Raw genomic sequence first — 14,998 nt, 5'->3', positions numbered from 1 at the left:
CCCCGTCCGCGGCTCAGAACCGCCAGACCATCCGAAGATAGCCGCCCATGGCGTTGTCCAGATCGTGGGACGATTTGTAGCTGCCCGTCTTGTTGTACAGCTTGTATTTGCGCGCGTAGTGAATTTCCGGACCGAGGCTGAAGCTCAGCCTGTCGTTGGGCGCGTAGTCCACGTACAGGCCGACCTTGGAGCGCACCAGGCCGAGATACCCGTTGCTGTAGACCGGGTTGTCCGCCGACAGCCGGTAGGTCTTGTCGGATGTGGACAGGGCGAAGCTCAGGCCTACCTTCTCCGAGCCCGGTTTGGGGTCGTCGAGGATGCCCACGGCCTTGAGGGCCTCGCGCAGGGTCTTCTGCGACACCGCCACGGCCAGCCCCAGCTCCACGTCGCCGAACAGGTCGCTGGAGAGCGCTGACACGGCCACGGTCCTGGCGGTGATGCCGAGCATCCAGCCGTCCCAGAAGTCGTAGGCCACACCGCCGTCGAACCCCACGCCCACAGCCCCCGGCACGCACTCCTCGAAGGAGGAGTCGATCTCGCCGTTGACCCAATACCGCCACTTCTCGTTGAGTTCGTCGTTCAGCAGCCGCGCCTGAAAGGTGATGTCGTGCAGGGTGTCCCAGGGCGTGACCGAGCGCTTCCTGATGCCGAAGGAACGGGCCACGTCGTCCTGGCTGGACCAGTCGAAGGAGGACAACTCGTAGGACAGGTGGAAGATGGAGTAGTCGGCGGACACGCCCGCGCGGGTGATGGACACCCCGCCCAGCCCGTTGGTGAAGTCCGCGTCCGCCACGTGGCCGAAGTCCACCTGGAACTGGAGATCCTTGTTCACGTTGGTCGGCGCGGTGACCATGAAGCCCGGCTCCTGCCCCATGGTCAGGGCGGTGTCGGCCAGGGCCGGGGTCGCCCACAAGGCGAGCAGCAGAGAGAAGACACACAGCGGGCGCAGCATCATACGGGACTCGATACACGTGCGGTTCGGGGAACGCAATAGCTCCCGGCCCGGCCGGAGCGCGAGAAAAGGCCCGGGCCGACGGACGTCGGACCGGGCCGGGAATGCGTTCTCGCCGGGACTTATGCCCCGCAGCACTTCTTGTATTTCTTGCCGCTGCCGCAGGGGCAGGGGGCGTTGCGGTTGACCTTGGCGTCCTTGCGGACCGTGGCCGGTTTCTTCTCGGCGGCGGATTCGGAGTCGGTGTACTCCAGGTTGTCGGCACCCTCGTGCTTGAACTCGTCGTCCTTGACCTCGGCCTGGATGCGCAGGTGGGAGAAGGCGCGCAGGACGTTCTCCTTGATGGTGTAGATCAGCTCGGAGAAGAGCTGGAATCCCTCGCGCTTGTACTCCTGCTTGGGGTCCTTCTGGCCGTACCCGCGCAGCCCGATGCCGTCGCGCAGGTGGTCCATGTTCAACAGGTGCTCCTTCCAGTTGCGGTCGAGCGAGTCGAGCAGGAAGTAGCGCAGGATTTCCTGGTAGTGCTCGCCGGTGGAGGCGCGCAGGTAGGCGAAGATGTCGTCCACCCACTTCCGGGCCTGCTCCATGTCGGGCAGCCCGCCCTCCTGCCAGCCCTCGAACCGCTCGAAATTGAAGACCTCTTCCAGCCGGGCGCGGACCGAGTCCACGGTCTCCGGGTCCACGTCGCGCATGTCCAGGGCCGGTTCGAGGATCTCCTCCAGGAGGTCCACGGAATATTCCAGGGCGATGGGCTCCACTTCCTTGGACTTCATCAGCTCGTGGCGCAGGCCGTAGATGGCCTCGCGCTGCTGGTTCATGACGTCGTCGTATTCCAGGAGCTGCTTGCGGATTTCGTAGTGGTGGGCCTCGACCCGGGTCTGGGATTTCTCGATGGCGTTCGAGACCATCTTGTTCTCGATGGCCATGCCGTCTTCCAGGCCGAGCTTCTCCATGATCCCCTTGAGGCGGTCCGAACCGAACAGCCGCATGAGGTCGTCGTCGAGCGCCAGGTAGAAGCGCGAGGAGCCGGGGTCGCCCTGGCGTCCCGCGCGGCCGCGCAGCTGGTTGTCGATGCGCCGCGATTCGTGGCGCTCGGTGCCGATGATGTGCAGGCCGCCCAGTTCGCGGACGCCCTCGCCCAGCTTGATGTCCGTGCCGCGTCCCGCCATGTTGGTGGCGATGGTGACCTTCTTGGCCTGCCCCGCTTCGAGGACGATCTCGGCCTCGCGCTCATGCTGCTTGGCGTTGAGCACGTTGTGGGGGATCTTGCGCTTCTTGAGCAGGCGCGAGATCAGCTCGGACTTCTCGATGGAGACCGTGCCCACCAGGGTGGGCTGGCCGCGCCGGTAGCAGTCCGCGATGTCGTCGGCGATGGCCTCGTACTTCTCCTGCTGGGACTTGTAGATGGAATCCGGGTTGTCCTTGCGCACCATGGGCTGGTGGGTGGGGATGACGATGACTTCCAGGCCGTAGATCTGCTGGAACTCAACGGCCTCGGTGTCGGCCGTGCCGGTCATGCCCGCCAGTTTCTCGTACATCCGGAAATAGTTCTGGAAGGTGATGGACGCGAGCGTCTGGTTTTCGGCCTCGACCTTGACGTTCTCCTTGGCCTCGATGGCCTGGTGCAGGCCGTCGGACAGGCGGCGGCCCGGCATGAGGCGGCCGGTGAACTCGTCCACCAGGACCACCTGGTCGTCCTTGACGATGTACTCCACGTCGCGCTGGAAGCAGTGGTGGGCCTTGACCGCCTGGAGCACGTGGTGCTGGAGCGAGATGTGCTGCGGGTCGAACAGGTTGTCCACGCCGAGCAGTCCCTCGATCTTCTCCACGCCCGCGTCGGTCAGGGTGATGGCCTTGGTCTTCTCGTCCAGCACGAAGTCGCCGTCGGGAACGGCGTTCTTGTCCTCGGGGTCCGTGGGGCTGGACTTGACCAGCTTGGGCACGATGGCGTCCACGCGCCGGTACAGGCCCGAGGACTTCTCGCCGGGGCCGGAGATGATCAGCGGGGTCCGCGCCTCGTCGATGAGGATGGAGTCCACCTCGTCCACGATGGCGAAGTTGAGCGGCCGCTGGACCAGCTGCTCCTTGTAGAATTTCATGTTGTCGCGCAGGTAGTCGAAGCCGAATTCGTTGTTGGTCCCGTAGGTGATGTCGGCGTTGTAGGCGACCTGGCGCTCCTGGTCGGTCAGCCCGTGGACGATGACGCCCACGGTCAGGCCGAGAAAATTGTAGAGTTGGCCCATCCACTCGGCGTCGCGCGAGGCCAGGTAGTCGTTGACCGTGACCACGTGCACGCCCTTGCCGGACAGGGCGTTGAGGACCACGGCCAGGGTGGCGACCAGGGTCTTGCCCTCGCCGGTCTTCATCTCCGCGATCTTGCCCTGGTGCAGGACGATGCCGCCGATGAGCTGGACGTCGAAGTGGCGCATGGGGGTTTCGAAGGCGCGCTTGCCCGCCTCGCGGACCAGGGCGAAACACTCGGGCAGGAGGTCGTCCAGGGTCTTCTCGCCCGCGGCCACCTGGCCCTTCCAGGCCGCGATCTTCGCGGGGAAGTCTCCGTCGGAGAGCTTCTCCATCTCCGGTTCCAGCGCGTTGATCTGCTGGATGAGAGGCTTGAGTTTCTTGAGGTATCGGTCGTTCTTGGAACCGAAGAGCATTTTGAGCATGTATGGGTTCTCCCGGGAATCTTTGGCGGTCTATCTGGCGCGGCCGCGAACGCTCAGCAGCAAGATAAAGTCTGATACCGGAAAGTCAACGCGACAATCGCGCAACAGCGGGTTTTTCCGGCGCAGTCAGGGATAGCACAAACGCGGGCGTCCGTAAAAGGGCACGCGGCGGCGGAACCGGCTACGCCGTGCCGGACGGAGCGCCGCTCACGGAACCGGAACGGAACCGCTCGTACCAGGCCGCAGCCGCAGCCAGGAAAAACACGTTGACGCCCGCCCCGTAGAGCTTGAGCAGCCAGTGCAACCAGTCGAACCCCAAAAGGCGCTCCCCCAGGAGGTTATAGAGCGGGAAGGTTGCGACGCCCGGCACCGCGTGTCGAAGGACATACCACGACAGGCAGCCGTAGAGGAGCGGGCGGACATGGCCCGACGTCAGCCGCCAGGACCGAACCGGGGAGGGAGCGTCACCTGCGGCGGCGGCAGTCAACACCCCGCCGAACCGGCAGACCGCCCAGATGGCGGGCAACCGCACGGCCAGCCCTTCGAGCTGCGAGGCCAGGGTCAGCCACAACCACGTGCCCCTGCGCGCGGAAGGCCCGTCCATCCAGATCAAGGAATAATAGCCCGCCGCGCTCACGTAATAAAGCGCATACAAGGAGAGAACGGGAGGGAGCATCCGTCCGAACCGCCGCCAGCCGTCCGCAAGGACCGGACCGCCCTCCCGCGCCGCCTCGGAATACCGGCTGAACAGGAACAGGCAGACTCCGGCTTTGGCCAGGAGCACGGCCAGAAGGTAGGCCCAGGACAGAATTTCGAGAAGGGTCCGGTATTGCGGTCCCAGCAACAGTTCCCTAGGCAGCAGGGAAAGCGCGGGCAGACGAAGAACCAGCCAGGCCCCCACCGCCGTCCAGCAGACGCCGGGATGGGAACGGATAAACTTCCAGGCATCAAGAAACGCGGCCCCGACCTCTCGCCAATCCCGGCTCCAGGCACCCTCGGCCCGCAGAAACCAGGGGTTGCCGGACATGCCTATCCCACCGTCTCCAGCCAGTGGCCGACCCGCACGCCTTGCGGGGCCGTGGCCGAGAGCTGGGCCAGGCAGGCGGAACAGCCGGAAAGCACGACCTCCGCGCCCGCCAGCGCGTCCCAGCACTTGCGGTTGACCGGCTCGGTCAGCCCCGGCGCGGCCAACCGCATGACCCCGCCGAAGCCGCAGCACTGCGTGTCCGTGGCCCGGACCAGCCGGTCGCCGAGGACGGCAGCAAGGAACGCCCGGTCCGGGTCGTTTTTCCCGGCGTGGCACGGATGGTGGTAGCCCATGCGCTCCGGCGCGTTGCCCGCGGTCTCGAATTCGACGCCTCGCACGGCCTTTGAGAGCGGGAGCAGGGATTCGGCCCACTGCCGGGCCTCGGCCTCGGAGTCGAAACAGTCGTAGGCCCGCAGCCCGGCCAGGCAGGAGGCGCAGAACACGGCCAGCCGGGGGCGTCCGGCCTGGCGCCAGACGCGCACGTTGGCCTCGGCCATGGCCCGGGATTCGTCCGCGAACCCCGCGCCCTTCAGGCCCGAGCCGCAGCATTGGAAGTCGCCGGGCAGGATATCCGCGCCCAGCCCGTCGAGGAGGCGCAGGGCGGCGGTCAGCCAGCGGCCCTGGACGTAATTGGCCGTGCACCCGGCGAAGAGGAGCAATTTCCCGCCGCGAAAGGTATCGGGGAAGGCGACCGGGGTCAGGAACGGATCGAGCCCCGGTCCGCCGGACATCCCGGCGAGCGTCTTGAGCATGGGGCCGAGCCTTTCGGTGCGGAACCGGTCCGGGATGAGGCCGGCCGCCTTGGAGCTCGGCGACCAGAGACGGCGCGCGCGGGTCAGCCAGGTCTTCCACAGCCAGGACTTGAAATCGGGATGCGCGCCGCGCAGCGCGGCCACCAGGGACGGCACGTCCACGGACTGGGAGCAGACCTCGCGGCACCGCCCGCACCCCAGGCACAGTCCGGCCAGGCGGGCGGCGTCCTCCTCGCTCAGCCGGTCCGGAGACTCCAGGAGCACGCGGCAGAGGTCTGACTTGGCGCGCGGGCCGAGCTCCTCGCGTCCGGTGGCGCGCAGCAGCGGGCAGACGTCGAGGCATTTGCCGCACAGGATGCAGTTGTGGGAGAGTTCGGCCATGAGTCATGGTCCTACCCGCGTTGCCGCCCCTTGGCAACAGGGGCGGGCCGGGGGATCAGCGAAAGAGGCGGTTGAAGAGCCGACGGAGCACGCCCCGTCCCAGGGAGTCGCGGGTCTCGGCTCGGTCGCGGTCAACGCGGTCGGCCAGGGCCGGGCGCAGCTCGAAGAGGATGGAACCGGCCATGCGCGCGGCGTCGCCCGTGAACTGGGCGCATTGTTCGAAATGCAGGGCGCTGTCGTGGTTGACCTTCTTGGTCAGCACGCGGCAGCAGGTGGACCCGTTGACCGCCTTGAACCGCTCGTGGAGCCTGCGCACCCCGGCACGCACCAAGGCGGAGTTGCGGTACGCCCCGCCCTCGCCCGCCAGGAACAGCCCCAGGACCAGCGTCCCGCCGGCCACGGCCCCGCACAAACAGCCGGACTCGCCCTGGCCCATGGACATGCCGGCGGTCAGCCCCACGGCCTGCTGCTCGGTCAGCCCGCCGTCCAGCACCTCGTTGAAGGCGAGCAGGATGGCGTCCGCGCAGAGATGCTGCCGGGTGCGGTAGAGGTTCTCGGCCCTGCCGGACAGGGTTTCGACCAGTTGCTTTCGGGATTGCTCGTCCATGGCGGTAAAAAAGCCCTTGCGCCGGAATGCGGCGCAAGGGCGTGTTCTCGCTATTCAGCGGTCTCGACCGGGTAGCCCTTGCCCTTCCAGGCGAAGATGCCGCCGGGGTGACGGACCACGTTGGTGTAGCCGAGCTTCTTGGCCCAGATCGCGCCGTTGTGGCTGCGGGTGCATTTGACGAAACCGCAGTAGACCACGATCAGCATGTCCTTGTCCGAGCCGAGCAGGGCCTCGTAGTCGGCCGGGGACTTGCCAGCGGTCTTGGTGGTGTCCCAGGTCTCCATGAGCGGGACCGGGAACTCGAAGGGCACCGCGCCGGGGATGTGGCCCTTGGCGTAGCTCGCCTCGAAGGGCATGGTGTCCACGATGATCATCTTGCGGCCGCCGTCGATCCAGCCCTTGAGCTCCTCGGTGGTGACCACGTCGTATCCGCCCTGCTGCACCTCGCGCACCAGCTTCACGGCGCTGGTTTCGGTGACGACCTCGTCCTCGAACTTGTCGCCGAACAGACCGGCCGTGGCCGGAACAGCCGCCAGCAGGACGGCGCAAACACACAAAAGCAGTACTCTTCTCAACATCCTAATTCTCCTTGAAGACAACAGATTGAGACGGACTCCGCGCCCCTTCCCTCGCGAACCTCCGCCACCAGAAACAATACAACGCACCGCCCAGCATGAGGAGGTCCCGCCCAAAGGCGGTCCTCAACCCGCTGAACGCCTCGGCCTCCGGGTCGCCCGGGCCGTAACACCCGCAGTCGATGTCCAGCCCCATATGGATGCCCCAGGCCAACACGGCCAGAAAGACCGCCACCAGGAAGGTGACGACGGACAGGCTGCCGCGCAGATCGAATATCAATCCGATTCCGGCAACCACCTCCACCGCCGGGAGAAGGTAGGACATGGGGCGCACCAGCCCCGGCGGCACCAGCCCGAAGGCGTCGATGACCACGGCGAGCTGTTCGGGGGCGGCGAACTTGATGACGCCCGCCACCAGAAACAGCCCTCCGAGGAGCACGCGCGCGAACAGGTAGGTCCTGCGGGAACGGAGCAAGGAGGACAGGGGTGTCATGATTTCACCCCATAGCACGCTGGAATTGTTTCAACAAATAGAGATGTCGCCGACATGGGTCGGGAAACATAGACTTTATCTATGACTGCCCGGGGCGCGAAACCGTTTCGCGAAGGGGTGGGCTACCATCCCTTGCCGGGGTTCATGATCTCGTGGGGGTCGAAGGCGCGGCGGACCTGCTCCATGAGGCGCAGCTGCTCCGGCCCGAGCTGCCCGGCCACGTAGGGGGCCTTGGTCAACCCGGTGCCGTGCTCCCCGGAGATGGTCCCGCCCAGGTCCAGGGCCGCCTTGAAGAGCCGGTCCTTGACCCGGTGCGCCTTGTCCTCGTCGCCGGGGACCGCGCGGTCGTGCATGACGTTGGTGTGGATGTTGCCGTCGCCCAGGTGGCCGTAGCAGAGCACGGGCAGGCCGAACTCGCGCCCCACGGCCTGTGCCGCCGCCACCAGCTGCGGGACCCTGCCGCGCGGCACGGACAGGTCCTCGGAGATCTTGTGCGGCCTGAGCCGGTAGGAGGCCGGGGAGATGTCTCGGCGCACGGCCCAGATCGCCTCCTCTTCCGCGCCCTGGCCGACCTCGACCGAGAGCGGCCCGGTGGGGCCGAGGGCGTCCGTCAGCCTGCGGACCTCGGCGGCCACGCCCTCCGCTGTGCCGTCGAACTTGAAGAGCAATGCGGCCTGCGCCCCCGCGTCCAGCGGGATGTCGCTGCCCAGCCGGATGGCCGACAGGGTGGTGGCGTCCATGAACTCGCAGGCGCAGGGCAGCAGCCCGGCCCCGAAACCGGCGGCCACCCCGTCCATGCAGTCGTCCAGGTTGGCGAAGCCGACCAGGACCGAGGCCGAGGTCTCGGGCAGGGGGATGAGCTTGACCGTGACCCCGGTGATGATGCCCAGCTTGCCGCCCGCGCCCACGAAGAGCCGCTTCAGGTCCAGGCCGACCACGTCCTTGTGCGACCGGCCGCCCATGACCAGGGTGGACCCGCCGGGCAGGACGGCGGTCAAGCCGAGCACCCAGTCGCGGGTCACGCCGTACTTCACGGCGCGCAGCCCGCCCGCGCAGGTGGAGATGTTCCCGCCCATGGTGGATATCTTCACGCTGGCCGGGTCCGGGGGATAGAACAGCCGCTTTTCCGCGCAGGCCGCCTGGAAATCGGAGGTGATCACGCCCGGCTCCACCTCGGCGGCGAAGTCGCGGCCGTCGATGTCCAGGATGCGGTTCATGCGCAGCAGGGACACGGCCACGCCGCCCTTGACCGGCACGGCGTTGCCCACCTGGCCGGTGGCCCGCGCCCGGGGATAGACCGGCATGCGCTCCGCGTCGGCCCAGCGCAGCAGCTCGGCCACCTGCTCGCGGGTCTCGGGCCGGACAGCGGCCCAGGGCATGGCCCGCTCGCGGCTGGCGTCCGTGGAAAAGGCGTTCAGCGCCTCGGGCGCAAAGACACACCCGTCGCCGGGAAAGAGATCGCGCAGGAACGCTTCGTGCGCCGGGGTCAGGGAAGGGGCGTATTCTGGCATGCCCGGAAACTACGGCCCGCGCCCCCCGGTGTCAATGGACCGGGGCGCGCGGGCCGTGTGCTGGTGGCGGCTAGCGGTTCCCGGCCAGATAGGCGTCCACGCGGGTGCGCACGTTGCGCTCCAGGTTGCGGTACCAGAAGGCGTAGTCGAACTTGTGCAGCACGCCGGGCGGGAAGTGGCCGATCTTCAATTCCTCGGGCGGCGTGGTGACCAGCGCGCCCGTGGCCGGGTCCACCTGCGCCCCGGTGTAGTTCGGGACCTCGCGCAGGATTTTACCGGTGAAATCGTCGAAGAAGACCGCGCCCAGGTTCAGGCTCTTGTCCGCCGGGGTGGCGTCGGTCTTCCAGTTGAGCGGATTGATGCAGGCGGCCCCGGGGATCAGCACGGGCGAACCGGTGGCGCCGGGGGCCTGGGTGTTCCAGGACACCACCACGCCGGTGTCGTCCTCGCCCTTGGCGGGCTTGATCCACGGATACTGTTTCAGGTCCTCGCCGGTCACCGAGTAGCCGATCAGGTAGACGGCCACGAGCTTCTTCTGCAGGGCCGGGTCCTTGAACCGGCTGCGCAGCAGGTCGAGCAGGACCACCGACCCCTGGCTGTGGCCGGCCAGGATGAACGGGCGGCCCTGGTTCAGGAAGTTCAGGTAGTGGTCGAACGCCCGGTGAACGTCGTCCGCCCCGATGCGGAAATAGGAATTCAGGGTCATGTCCTGGGTCGGATCGAGGCAGGCGAAGGTCACCTGCCGGTAATAGGGCGCGAACAGGTTGGCCGTGGGCGAATAGACCCCGGCCTGGGCCTTGAGCAGCCCCTGCACGTCGGCCCGCAGCCCCTTGTCGAAGACGTCCATGTTGCGCGGCGACGCTTCGGGATAGATGGTCGGGTAGACGTAGAACACGTCCACGGCCTTGTCCGGATGCGCGGGCCGCGAAGCCCAGGCGACCTCCTGCCGGTAGTCCGGACAGGGGGTGAGGCAGTCATCCGCCCCCTTGGTCCCGTCCCCGGCAAAGGCGGTGGCGGCCAGGGCCAAACAGAGCAGGCAGGAGAGAATTCCGTTCCAGATTTTCAACTTGCGCTTCTCCTCGTTGAGTTTTAACGCCTGAGTAACAACTCATACGAAAAAGATAAAGCCGTACCTGAAAGAACGCACCCGGGCGACACGACCTGGCCCCCAAGGCCGTGTTCCGGCGGCGGAAGCGGAAATAACCGCTCCCGCCTCCTGACAAGCCGGGCCGCCCTGTGCTATCTGCCCAAGCCATGGGCTTCTTCACACGACGCACCCCCAACCGGCGGACCGGCGACCTCGGCGAGGACGCGGCGGCGCGGACGACCCCAACCGGCGGACCGGCGACCTCGGCGAGGACGCGGCGGCGCGGTATCTCGAGACCAAGGGGTTCCGGGTGCTCGACCGCAACTGGCAGCACCGCCAATGGGAGCTGGACCTGGTCTGCCGCGACCGCGACACCGTGGTCTTCGTGGAGGTCAAGACGCGCAAAGCCGGGGCCATGGGCGCGCCCGGCGAGGCCCTGACCCGCGCCAAACGGACCCGCCTGATCAAGGCGGCCAGCCACTACCTGAGCGAGCACGGGCTGTGGGACGAGCCGTGCCGGTTCGACCTGGCCGCGGTCACGGACACCGGCTCCTCACTGGACGTGGAGCACATCGAAAACGTTTTTCAGTCGGACGGACAACTGGCATGAGCGACACCGGCACTCTCTTCGTGGTGGCCACCCCCCTGGGCAACGCGGACGACCTCTCCCCGAGGGCGCGCCACACCCTGACCGAGGCGGACGTGGTCCTGGCCGAGGACACCCGGCGGGCCGGGCTGCTCTTCAAAAGACTGGGGCTCGAGCGCCACGGGCGGCTGATGTCCTTCTTCGAGCACAACGAGGACAAGCGGCTGCCCAAGGTCCTCGACTTCCTGGAGCAGGGGCTCGACGTGGCCCTGATCTCGGACGCAGGCACCCCGTTGCTCTCGGACCCCGGCTTCACCCTGGTCCGCGCCTGCCGCGAGGCCGCAATCCCGGTCAAGCCCGTGCCCGGCCCCAGCGCGCCGGTCACGGCCCTGTCCGCCTCCGGGCTGCCGCCCCTGCCCTACACCTTCCTGGGTTTCCCCCCGCGCAAGAAGTCCCAGACCGAGAAGCTGTTCGAGGCCCACCGCGCCACCGGGGCCACCCTGGTCTTCTTCGAGCGCAAGGACCGGCTCAAGGGCACGCTGTCCATCGCCCGCGACGTCCTGGGCGACCGCGACTTCTGCGTGGCCCGCGAGCTGACCAAGGAGTACGAGGAATTTTTGCACGGCAGGTTGGCCGGGCTGGACGGGTTCGACTTCGAGCTGCGCGGCGAGCTGACCGTGATCATCGGTCCGGGCGGGGATGAGGGCGACGCGGACGAGGGAGCGGTCCTCAAACTCATCGAGGAGGAGTCCGCAGCGGGCGGCAAGCCCAAGGAGATCGCCCGCCGCGTGGCGGACCGCGCTCCCGGCTGGACCGCCAAGACGGTCTACGCCCTGATGCGCGATTAGCAGGCTGTTGAAAAAAGGCGATCTGCGGCGTTGCTGTCCGCATCCGCAGGACTCGCGGGGGGACCGTAAAAAACCGGAAGGCCGGAAGCGGGTTGCGCTTCCGGCCTTCCGGTTTGTGGGCGGGCTGGCGGCTTAACGACCGTACAGGGCGTCCTTGTGAAAGAAGCAATAGAAGTCGTTTGACTCGGCGAACAGGGCCGGATACCGCCGTCCGAAGCGGCGGGCATACCGGAACACGGCCGGGCAGCGCTCCTTCAGAAGACCGCGCATATGGGAGCTGATGCCGTCCAGGAACGCCGTCAGGGCAAAGACGAACAGCACGTCAGCAAAATACAGATCCAATTCCATACTAATCACCTCCAGAATTCATTTGCACATTCCAGTGTAGCCCTTTTCCTCGTCGTGGCAACCCCCTTCGCAAATTCTTTAATTCACATAGTCCGCGTCAAACGGGCGTTTGCGGGCGGCTTGACTTCTGGACGGGAGCGGTCCAATAAGCGCGCATGAGCTTGAAGGCCATCTCCCGCGCGGTCCTCGACGGGCGCGCGCCCTCGGATTCCGAAATCCGCTACCTCATCGACCTGGAACCGGACCGGCTCCCGGAGCTGCTCGGTCACGCGCACCGCATCCGCGAGGCCCGCTTCGGCAACGCGGTCGGGCTGTGCGCCATCATCAACGCCAAATCCGGCACCTGTTCCGAGGACTGCGCCTTCTGCGCCCAGTCCGGCCACCATCGGGCGAACAGCCCTGCCCACCCCCTGCTGGACGCCGGGACCATCGCCGAGGCGGCGGCCCGCGCGGGCGAAGCCGGGGCCTCGCGCTTCGGCATCGTGGCCAGCGGCAAGCTGGTCGGGGGGTGCGACCTGGACGGATTCGAGCGCGGCGTGCGCGCGGTGGCCGCCGCCGGGCTGATCCCGGACCTCTCCCCCGGCATCCTCGACCGGGTCCAGCTGGCGCGCCTCAAGGCGGCGGGGCTGCGCGGCTACCATCACAACCTGGAGACCTCGGCCACCCATTTCCCCAAGATGTGCACGACCCACGCCTACGCCGAGGACGTGGACGCGGTCCGCGCCGGGCTGGACGCCGGGCTGTACGTCTGCTCGGGCGGCATCTTCGGCATCGGCGAGACCTGGGACGACCGGGTGGAGCTGGCCCTGCTCCTGGGCGAACTGGGCGTGCCTTCGGTGCCGATCAATTTCCTGACGCCCATTCCCGGCACCCCGCTGGAGGACCGCGCGCCCCTCTCCCCGGAGGAGGCCCTGCGCATCGTCGCCCTGTACCGGTTCCTGCTCCCGGACCGCCAGCTGCGCGTCTGCGGCGGACGGCCCACGGTGTTCGGCGCGGCGCGCAAGGCCGAGCTGCTCGGCGCGGGCGCGAGCGGGCTGATGATCGGCGACTACCTGACCACGCGCGGCACGGACGCCGCCTCGGATCTCGACGACATCCGCCGGGCCGGACAGGTCCCGGCAAAGGAGTGACCCATGGCCGACCTTCGCGAAACAGGCCCCCTCTCCGACCTGCACCGGCTGGTCTGGACCGCGCTCATGGCCGCCCTCATCGGGGCCGGAGCGTATCTCATCGTGCCCATCGGCCCGGTTCCGGTGTCCATGCAGCCGTTCTTCATCTTCCTGGCCGGGTACCTGCTCGGCCCCCGGCGCGCGGTGCTGGCCATGGGGTTGTACCTGCTGGCCGGGACCATCGGGCTGCCGGTCTTTTCCGGCGGCAAGTCCGGCCTGGCCCATCTCATCGGCCCCACGGGGGGCTACCTGTTCGGGTTCCTGGCCACGGCCCTGCTCTGCGGCCTGGCCCGCACCGCCGACGGGCGTCTGCCCTGGACGCGCGGCCTGGGTGCCGGGCTGGCGGGCGTGGGCGCGGCCTACGTCGCGGGCGCGGCCTGGCTCAAGACCGTCCTGGACCTGACCTGGACCAAGGCGGCGGCCGTGGGCATCCTGCCGTTCATCCCCTGGGACATCATCAAGGTCGTCGCGGCCCTGGCCTGCGCCCGGTATCTCGTCCGCCTGGCCATCGCGCCCCGCTGACGCCGCCCCTCCCCGCCCGGAACAGGGGTTCTCCGGGCTGGTGCGTTTCCCCGAAAAACCTGTTAGGAAACACCCCTATGAACGATTCGCCTCTCTCCGACATACACCGGCTGGTCTGGACCGCGCTCATGGCCGCGCTCATCGCTGCCGGGGCCTACGCCAACCTGCCCATCGGCCCGGTGCCCGTGTCCATGCAGACCTTTTTCGTCACCCTGGCCGGGTTCGTGCTCGGCCCCCGTCGGGGCGCGCTGGCCGTGGGCCTTTATCTACTGGCCGGGACTGCGGGGCTGCCCGTGTTCGCGGGCGGCAAGTCCGGCCTGGGCCATCTGCTCGGCCCCACAGGCGGGTTCCTCGTCGGGTTCATGGTCATGGCCCTGGTCTCCGGCCTGGCGCGCACCGCGTCCGGCGTGACCTGGGCGCGCGGCTTCGTCTTCGGCATCCTGGGCATGGCCGCCCTGTTCGCCATGGGCCTGGTCTGGCTCAAATTCTCCCTAGACCTGACCTGGTCCCGGGCATGGTACGCGGGCGTGGCCCCGTTCCTGCTCTGGGGACTGGTCAAGACCGGCATGGCCGTGGCCGTGGGCCGCGTCCTGGCGCGCGCCCGGCTGATGCCCGCCAACGCATAGGAACCGACGGACCATGGCCCACGGACTCTCCCGCATCCACGCCGACACCCGGACGATGGCCTTCCTGCGCAGCTTCCTGCGCTGCTATCTGACGGGCGCGGCGTTCAACACGCGCGGCATGCAGAACATCGGCCTGATGTACGCCATGCTGCCCGGGCTGCGGGCCATCCACAAGGACCGCCGGGAGCTGCGCACCGCGCTGAAGCGGTACGCCCGCCACTACCAGTCCCACCCGTTCTGGACCCCGTGCATGGTCGGCATCCTGCTCAACGTGGAGACGACCATCTCCGCCGGGCATTTCCCGCCCGCCATGCTGGCCAAGGTGCGCGACACCACCAGCTACACCCTGTCCGCCATCGGCGATTCGGTGTTCGCGGGCAGCCTGCTGATCTTCTGGGCGCTCCTGACCATCTGCCTGCTGCTCTCGGGCAACCCGGCGGCAGCCTTTGCCCTCGGGCTGGCCATGCTCCTGGGATTGCAGGTGTTCCGCGCCTACACCTTCACCTGCGGCGTCCGCCAGGGGTTCAAGTTCCTGGAGCGGCTCAAGCGCTGGGACCTGATCAACTGGGGCCGCAGGGTCAAGTACGCCAACGCCGCGCTCCTGCTCTGGCTCTGGATACTCATCTGGCCGCGCCCCTACCGCTGGTGGGAGATGCTCATCGGCGTGGCCGCCCTGATGTTTTTCGCGCGCTACGTGCGCACCGGGCTGCTTTCCCGCGTGCTGGCCGTGGCCGTATTCGTCGGGTTCATCGAATTGTTTCCCTGGATCGAGGCAACGGCCAGAAACGGATTTGGCTTGTGATTTTTATCTCGATCAGCCATAAACACGATCTGAAAAGCAGGTTATA

General features: G+C 67.6%; 16 protein-coding genes. 6 read left to right on the top strand and 10 right to left on the bottom strand.

Annotation, left to right across the window (positions count from 1 at the left end; genetic code table 11):
- Positions 1-13: 13 nt before the first annotated feature.
- The 9 genes from AWY79_RS05145 to AWY79_RS05105 form a co-directional block, all read right to left on the bottom strand.
- A complete protein-coding gene (locus AWY79_RS05145; RefSeq protein WP_066801189.1) occupies positions 14-955 on the bottom strand; it encodes a hypothetical protein in 942 nt (313 codons plus the stop codon).
- A gap of 119 nt (positions 956-1,074) precedes the next feature.
- Entirely contained in the window at positions 1,075-3,618 is a 2,544-nt protein-coding gene (gene secA / locus AWY79_RS05140; RefSeq protein WP_066801187.1) for a preprotein translocase subunit SecA, read from the bottom strand.
- A 181-nt stretch (positions 3,619-3,799) separates the two neighbouring features.
- Positions 3,800-4,645: a hypothetical protein gene (locus AWY79_RS05135; protein WP_066801185.1), complete on the bottom strand. Its 846-nt coding sequence runs from the start codon at positions 4,643-4,645 to the stop codon at positions 3,800-3,802.
- 2 nt (positions 4,646-4,647) lie between these two features.
- Positions 4,648-5,778 carry a (Fe-S)-binding protein gene (locus tag AWY79_RS05130; RefSeq protein WP_066801183.1) on the bottom strand — a complete coding sequence of 377 codons (1,131 nt, stop codon included), beginning with the start codon at positions 5,776-5,778 and terminating at the stop codon, positions 4,648-4,650.
- A 55-nt stretch (positions 5,779-5,833) separates the two neighbouring features.
- A complete protein-coding gene (locus tag AWY79_RS05125; protein WP_066801181.1) occupies positions 5,834-6,385 on the bottom strand; it encodes a C-GCAxxG-C-C family protein in 552 nt (183 codons plus the stop codon).
- Between the two features lie 50 nt (positions 6,386-6,435).
- The gene (locus tag AWY79_RS05120) at positions 6,436-6,963 is read right to left on the bottom strand and encodes a rhodanese-like domain-containing protein (RefSeq protein ID WP_199533839.1); all 528 of its coding nucleotides are present in this window, start codon (positions 6,961-6,963) and stop codon (positions 6,436-6,438) included.
- 1 nt (position 6,964) lies between these two features.
- Positions 6,965-7,453, bottom strand: a complete 489-nt coding sequence (locus tag AWY79_RS05115) for a DoxX family protein (RefSeq protein ID WP_066801179.1) — start codon at positions 7,451-7,453, stop codon at positions 6,965-6,967.
- A 122-nt stretch (positions 7,454-7,575) separates the two neighbouring features.
- Positions 7,576-8,964, bottom strand: a complete 1,389-nt coding sequence (locus tag AWY79_RS05110; RefSeq protein ID WP_066801176.1) for an FAD-binding oxidoreductase — start codon at positions 8,962-8,964, stop codon at positions 7,576-7,578.
- Positions 8,965-9,034: 70 nt separating this feature from the next.
- The gene (locus tag AWY79_RS05105; protein ID WP_066801174.1) at positions 9,035-10,030 is read right to left on the bottom strand and encodes a DUF3089 domain-containing protein; all 996 of its coding nucleotides are present in this window, start codon (positions 10,028-10,030) and stop codon (positions 9,035-9,037) included.
- Between the two features lie 175 nt (positions 10,031-10,205).
- Between AWY79_RS05105 and AWY79_RS05100 the strand changes: the two genes are divergently transcribed.
- Positions 10,206-10,661, top strand: coding sequence for a YraN family protein (locus AWY79_RS05100; protein ID WP_078063620.1), 456 nt, complete (start codon positions 10,206-10,208; stop codon positions 10,659-10,661).
- Entirely contained in the window at positions 10,658-11,485 is an 828-nt protein-coding gene (gene rsmI, locus AWY79_RS05095) for a 16S rRNA (cytidine(1402)-2'-O)-methyltransferase (protein ID WP_066801171.1), read from the top strand. The genes AWY79_RS05100 and rsmI overlap by 4 nt, the downstream gene beginning before the upstream one ends.
- A 132-nt stretch (positions 11,486-11,617) precedes the next feature.
- Here the strand turns inward: rsmI and AWY79_RS05090 are convergent, their stop codons facing one another.
- The gene (locus tag AWY79_RS05090; RefSeq protein WP_066801168.1) at positions 11,618-11,833 is read right to left on the bottom strand and encodes a hypothetical protein; all 216 of its coding nucleotides are present in this window, start codon (positions 11,831-11,833) and stop codon (positions 11,618-11,620) included.
- Positions 11,834-11,988: 155 nt separating this feature from the next.
- Here AWY79_RS05090 and bioB point away from each other — a divergent pair, with 155 nt between their 5' ends.
- The 4 genes from bioB (at position 11,989) to AWY79_RS05070 (ending at position 14,952) form a co-directional block, all read left to right on the top strand.
- Positions 11,989-12,963: a biotin synthase BioB gene (gene bioB / locus AWY79_RS05085; RefSeq protein ID WP_066801165.1), complete on the top strand. Its 975-nt coding sequence runs from the start codon at positions 11,989-11,991 to the stop codon at positions 12,961-12,963.
- 3 nt (positions 12,964-12,966) lie between these two features.
- Positions 12,967-13,524 carry a biotin transporter BioY gene (locus tag AWY79_RS05080; RefSeq protein ID WP_066801162.1) on the top strand — a complete coding sequence of 186 codons (558 nt, stop codon included), beginning with the start codon at positions 12,967-12,969 and terminating at the stop codon, positions 13,522-13,524.
- 77 nt (positions 13,525-13,601) lie between these two features.
- Positions 13,602-14,150, top strand: a complete 549-nt coding sequence (locus AWY79_RS05075; protein ID WP_066801159.1) for a biotin transporter BioY — start codon at positions 13,602-13,604, stop codon at positions 14,148-14,150.
- A 13-nt stretch (positions 14,151-14,163) separates the two neighbouring features.
- Positions 14,164-14,952: a PTS system mannose/fructose/sorbose family transporter subunit IID gene (locus AWY79_RS05070; protein ID WP_066801157.1), complete on the top strand. Its 789-nt coding sequence runs from the start codon at positions 14,164-14,166 to the stop codon at positions 14,950-14,952.
- Positions 14,953-14,998: the final 46 nt, after the last annotated feature.

Origin of the sequence: Pseudodesulfovibrio indicus, assembly GCF_001563225.1 — a bacterium.
Lineage (GTDB): Bacteria > Desulfobacterota > Desulfovibrionia > Desulfovibrionales > Desulfovibrionaceae > Pseudodesulfovibrio > Pseudodesulfovibrio indicus.
Note: the sequence above shows the minus strand (reverse complement) of the source record. Positions and strands in the feature narration are given on the sequence as shown.

Coding starts and splice junctions, on each gene's coding strand:
- AWY79_RS05125 (WP_066801181.1), bottom strand. CDS start 6,385: ATGGACGAGCAATCCCGAAAGCAACTGGTCGAAACCCTGTCCGGCAGG.
- AWY79_RS05120 (WP_199533839.1), bottom strand. CDS start 6,963: ATGTTGAGAAGAGTACTGCTTTTGTGTGTTTGCGCCGTCCTGCTGGCG.
- AWY79_RS05070 (WP_066801157.1), top strand. CDS start 14,164: ATGGCCCACGGACTCTCCCGCATCCACGCCGACACCCGGACGATGGCC.
- AWY79_RS05115 (WP_066801179.1), bottom strand. CDS start 7,453: ATGACACCCCTGTCCTCCTTGCTCCGTTCCCGCAGGACCTACCTGTTC.
- AWY79_RS05075 (WP_066801159.1), top strand. CDS start 13,602: ATGAACGATTCGCCTCTCTCCGACATACACCGGCTGGTCTGGACCGCG.
- AWY79_RS05090 (WP_066801168.1), bottom strand. CDS start 11,833: ATGGAATTGGATCTGTATTTTGCTGACGTGCTGTTCGTCTTTGCCCTG.
- AWY79_RS05145 (WP_066801189.1), bottom strand. CDS start 955: ATGATGCTGCGCCCGCTGTGTGTCTTCTCTCTGCTGCTCGCCTTGTGG.
- rsmI (WP_066801171.1), top strand. CDS start 10,658: ATGAGCGACACCGGCACTCTCTTCGTGGTGGCCACCCCCCTGGGCAAC.
- AWY79_RS05110 (WP_066801176.1), bottom strand. CDS start 8,964: ATGCCAGAATACGCCCCTTCCCTGACCCCGGCGCACGAAGCGTTCCTG.
- AWY79_RS05130 (WP_066801183.1), bottom strand. CDS start 5,778: ATGGCCGAACTCTCCCACAACTGCATCCTGTGCGGCAAATGCCTCGAC.
- AWY79_RS05135 (WP_066801185.1), bottom strand. CDS start 4,645: ATGTCCGGCAACCCCTGGTTTCTGCGGGCCGAGGGTGCCTGGAGCCGG.
- secA (WP_066801187.1), bottom strand. CDS start 3,618: ATGCTCAAAATGCTCTTCGGTTCCAAGAACGACCGATACCTCAAGAAA.
- bioB (WP_066801165.1), top strand. CDS start 11,989: ATGAGCTTGAAGGCCATCTCCCGCGCGGTCCTCGACGGGCGCGCGCCC.
- AWY79_RS05080 (WP_066801162.1), top strand. CDS start 12,967: ATGGCCGACCTTCGCGAAACAGGCCCCCTCTCCGACCTGCACCGGCTG.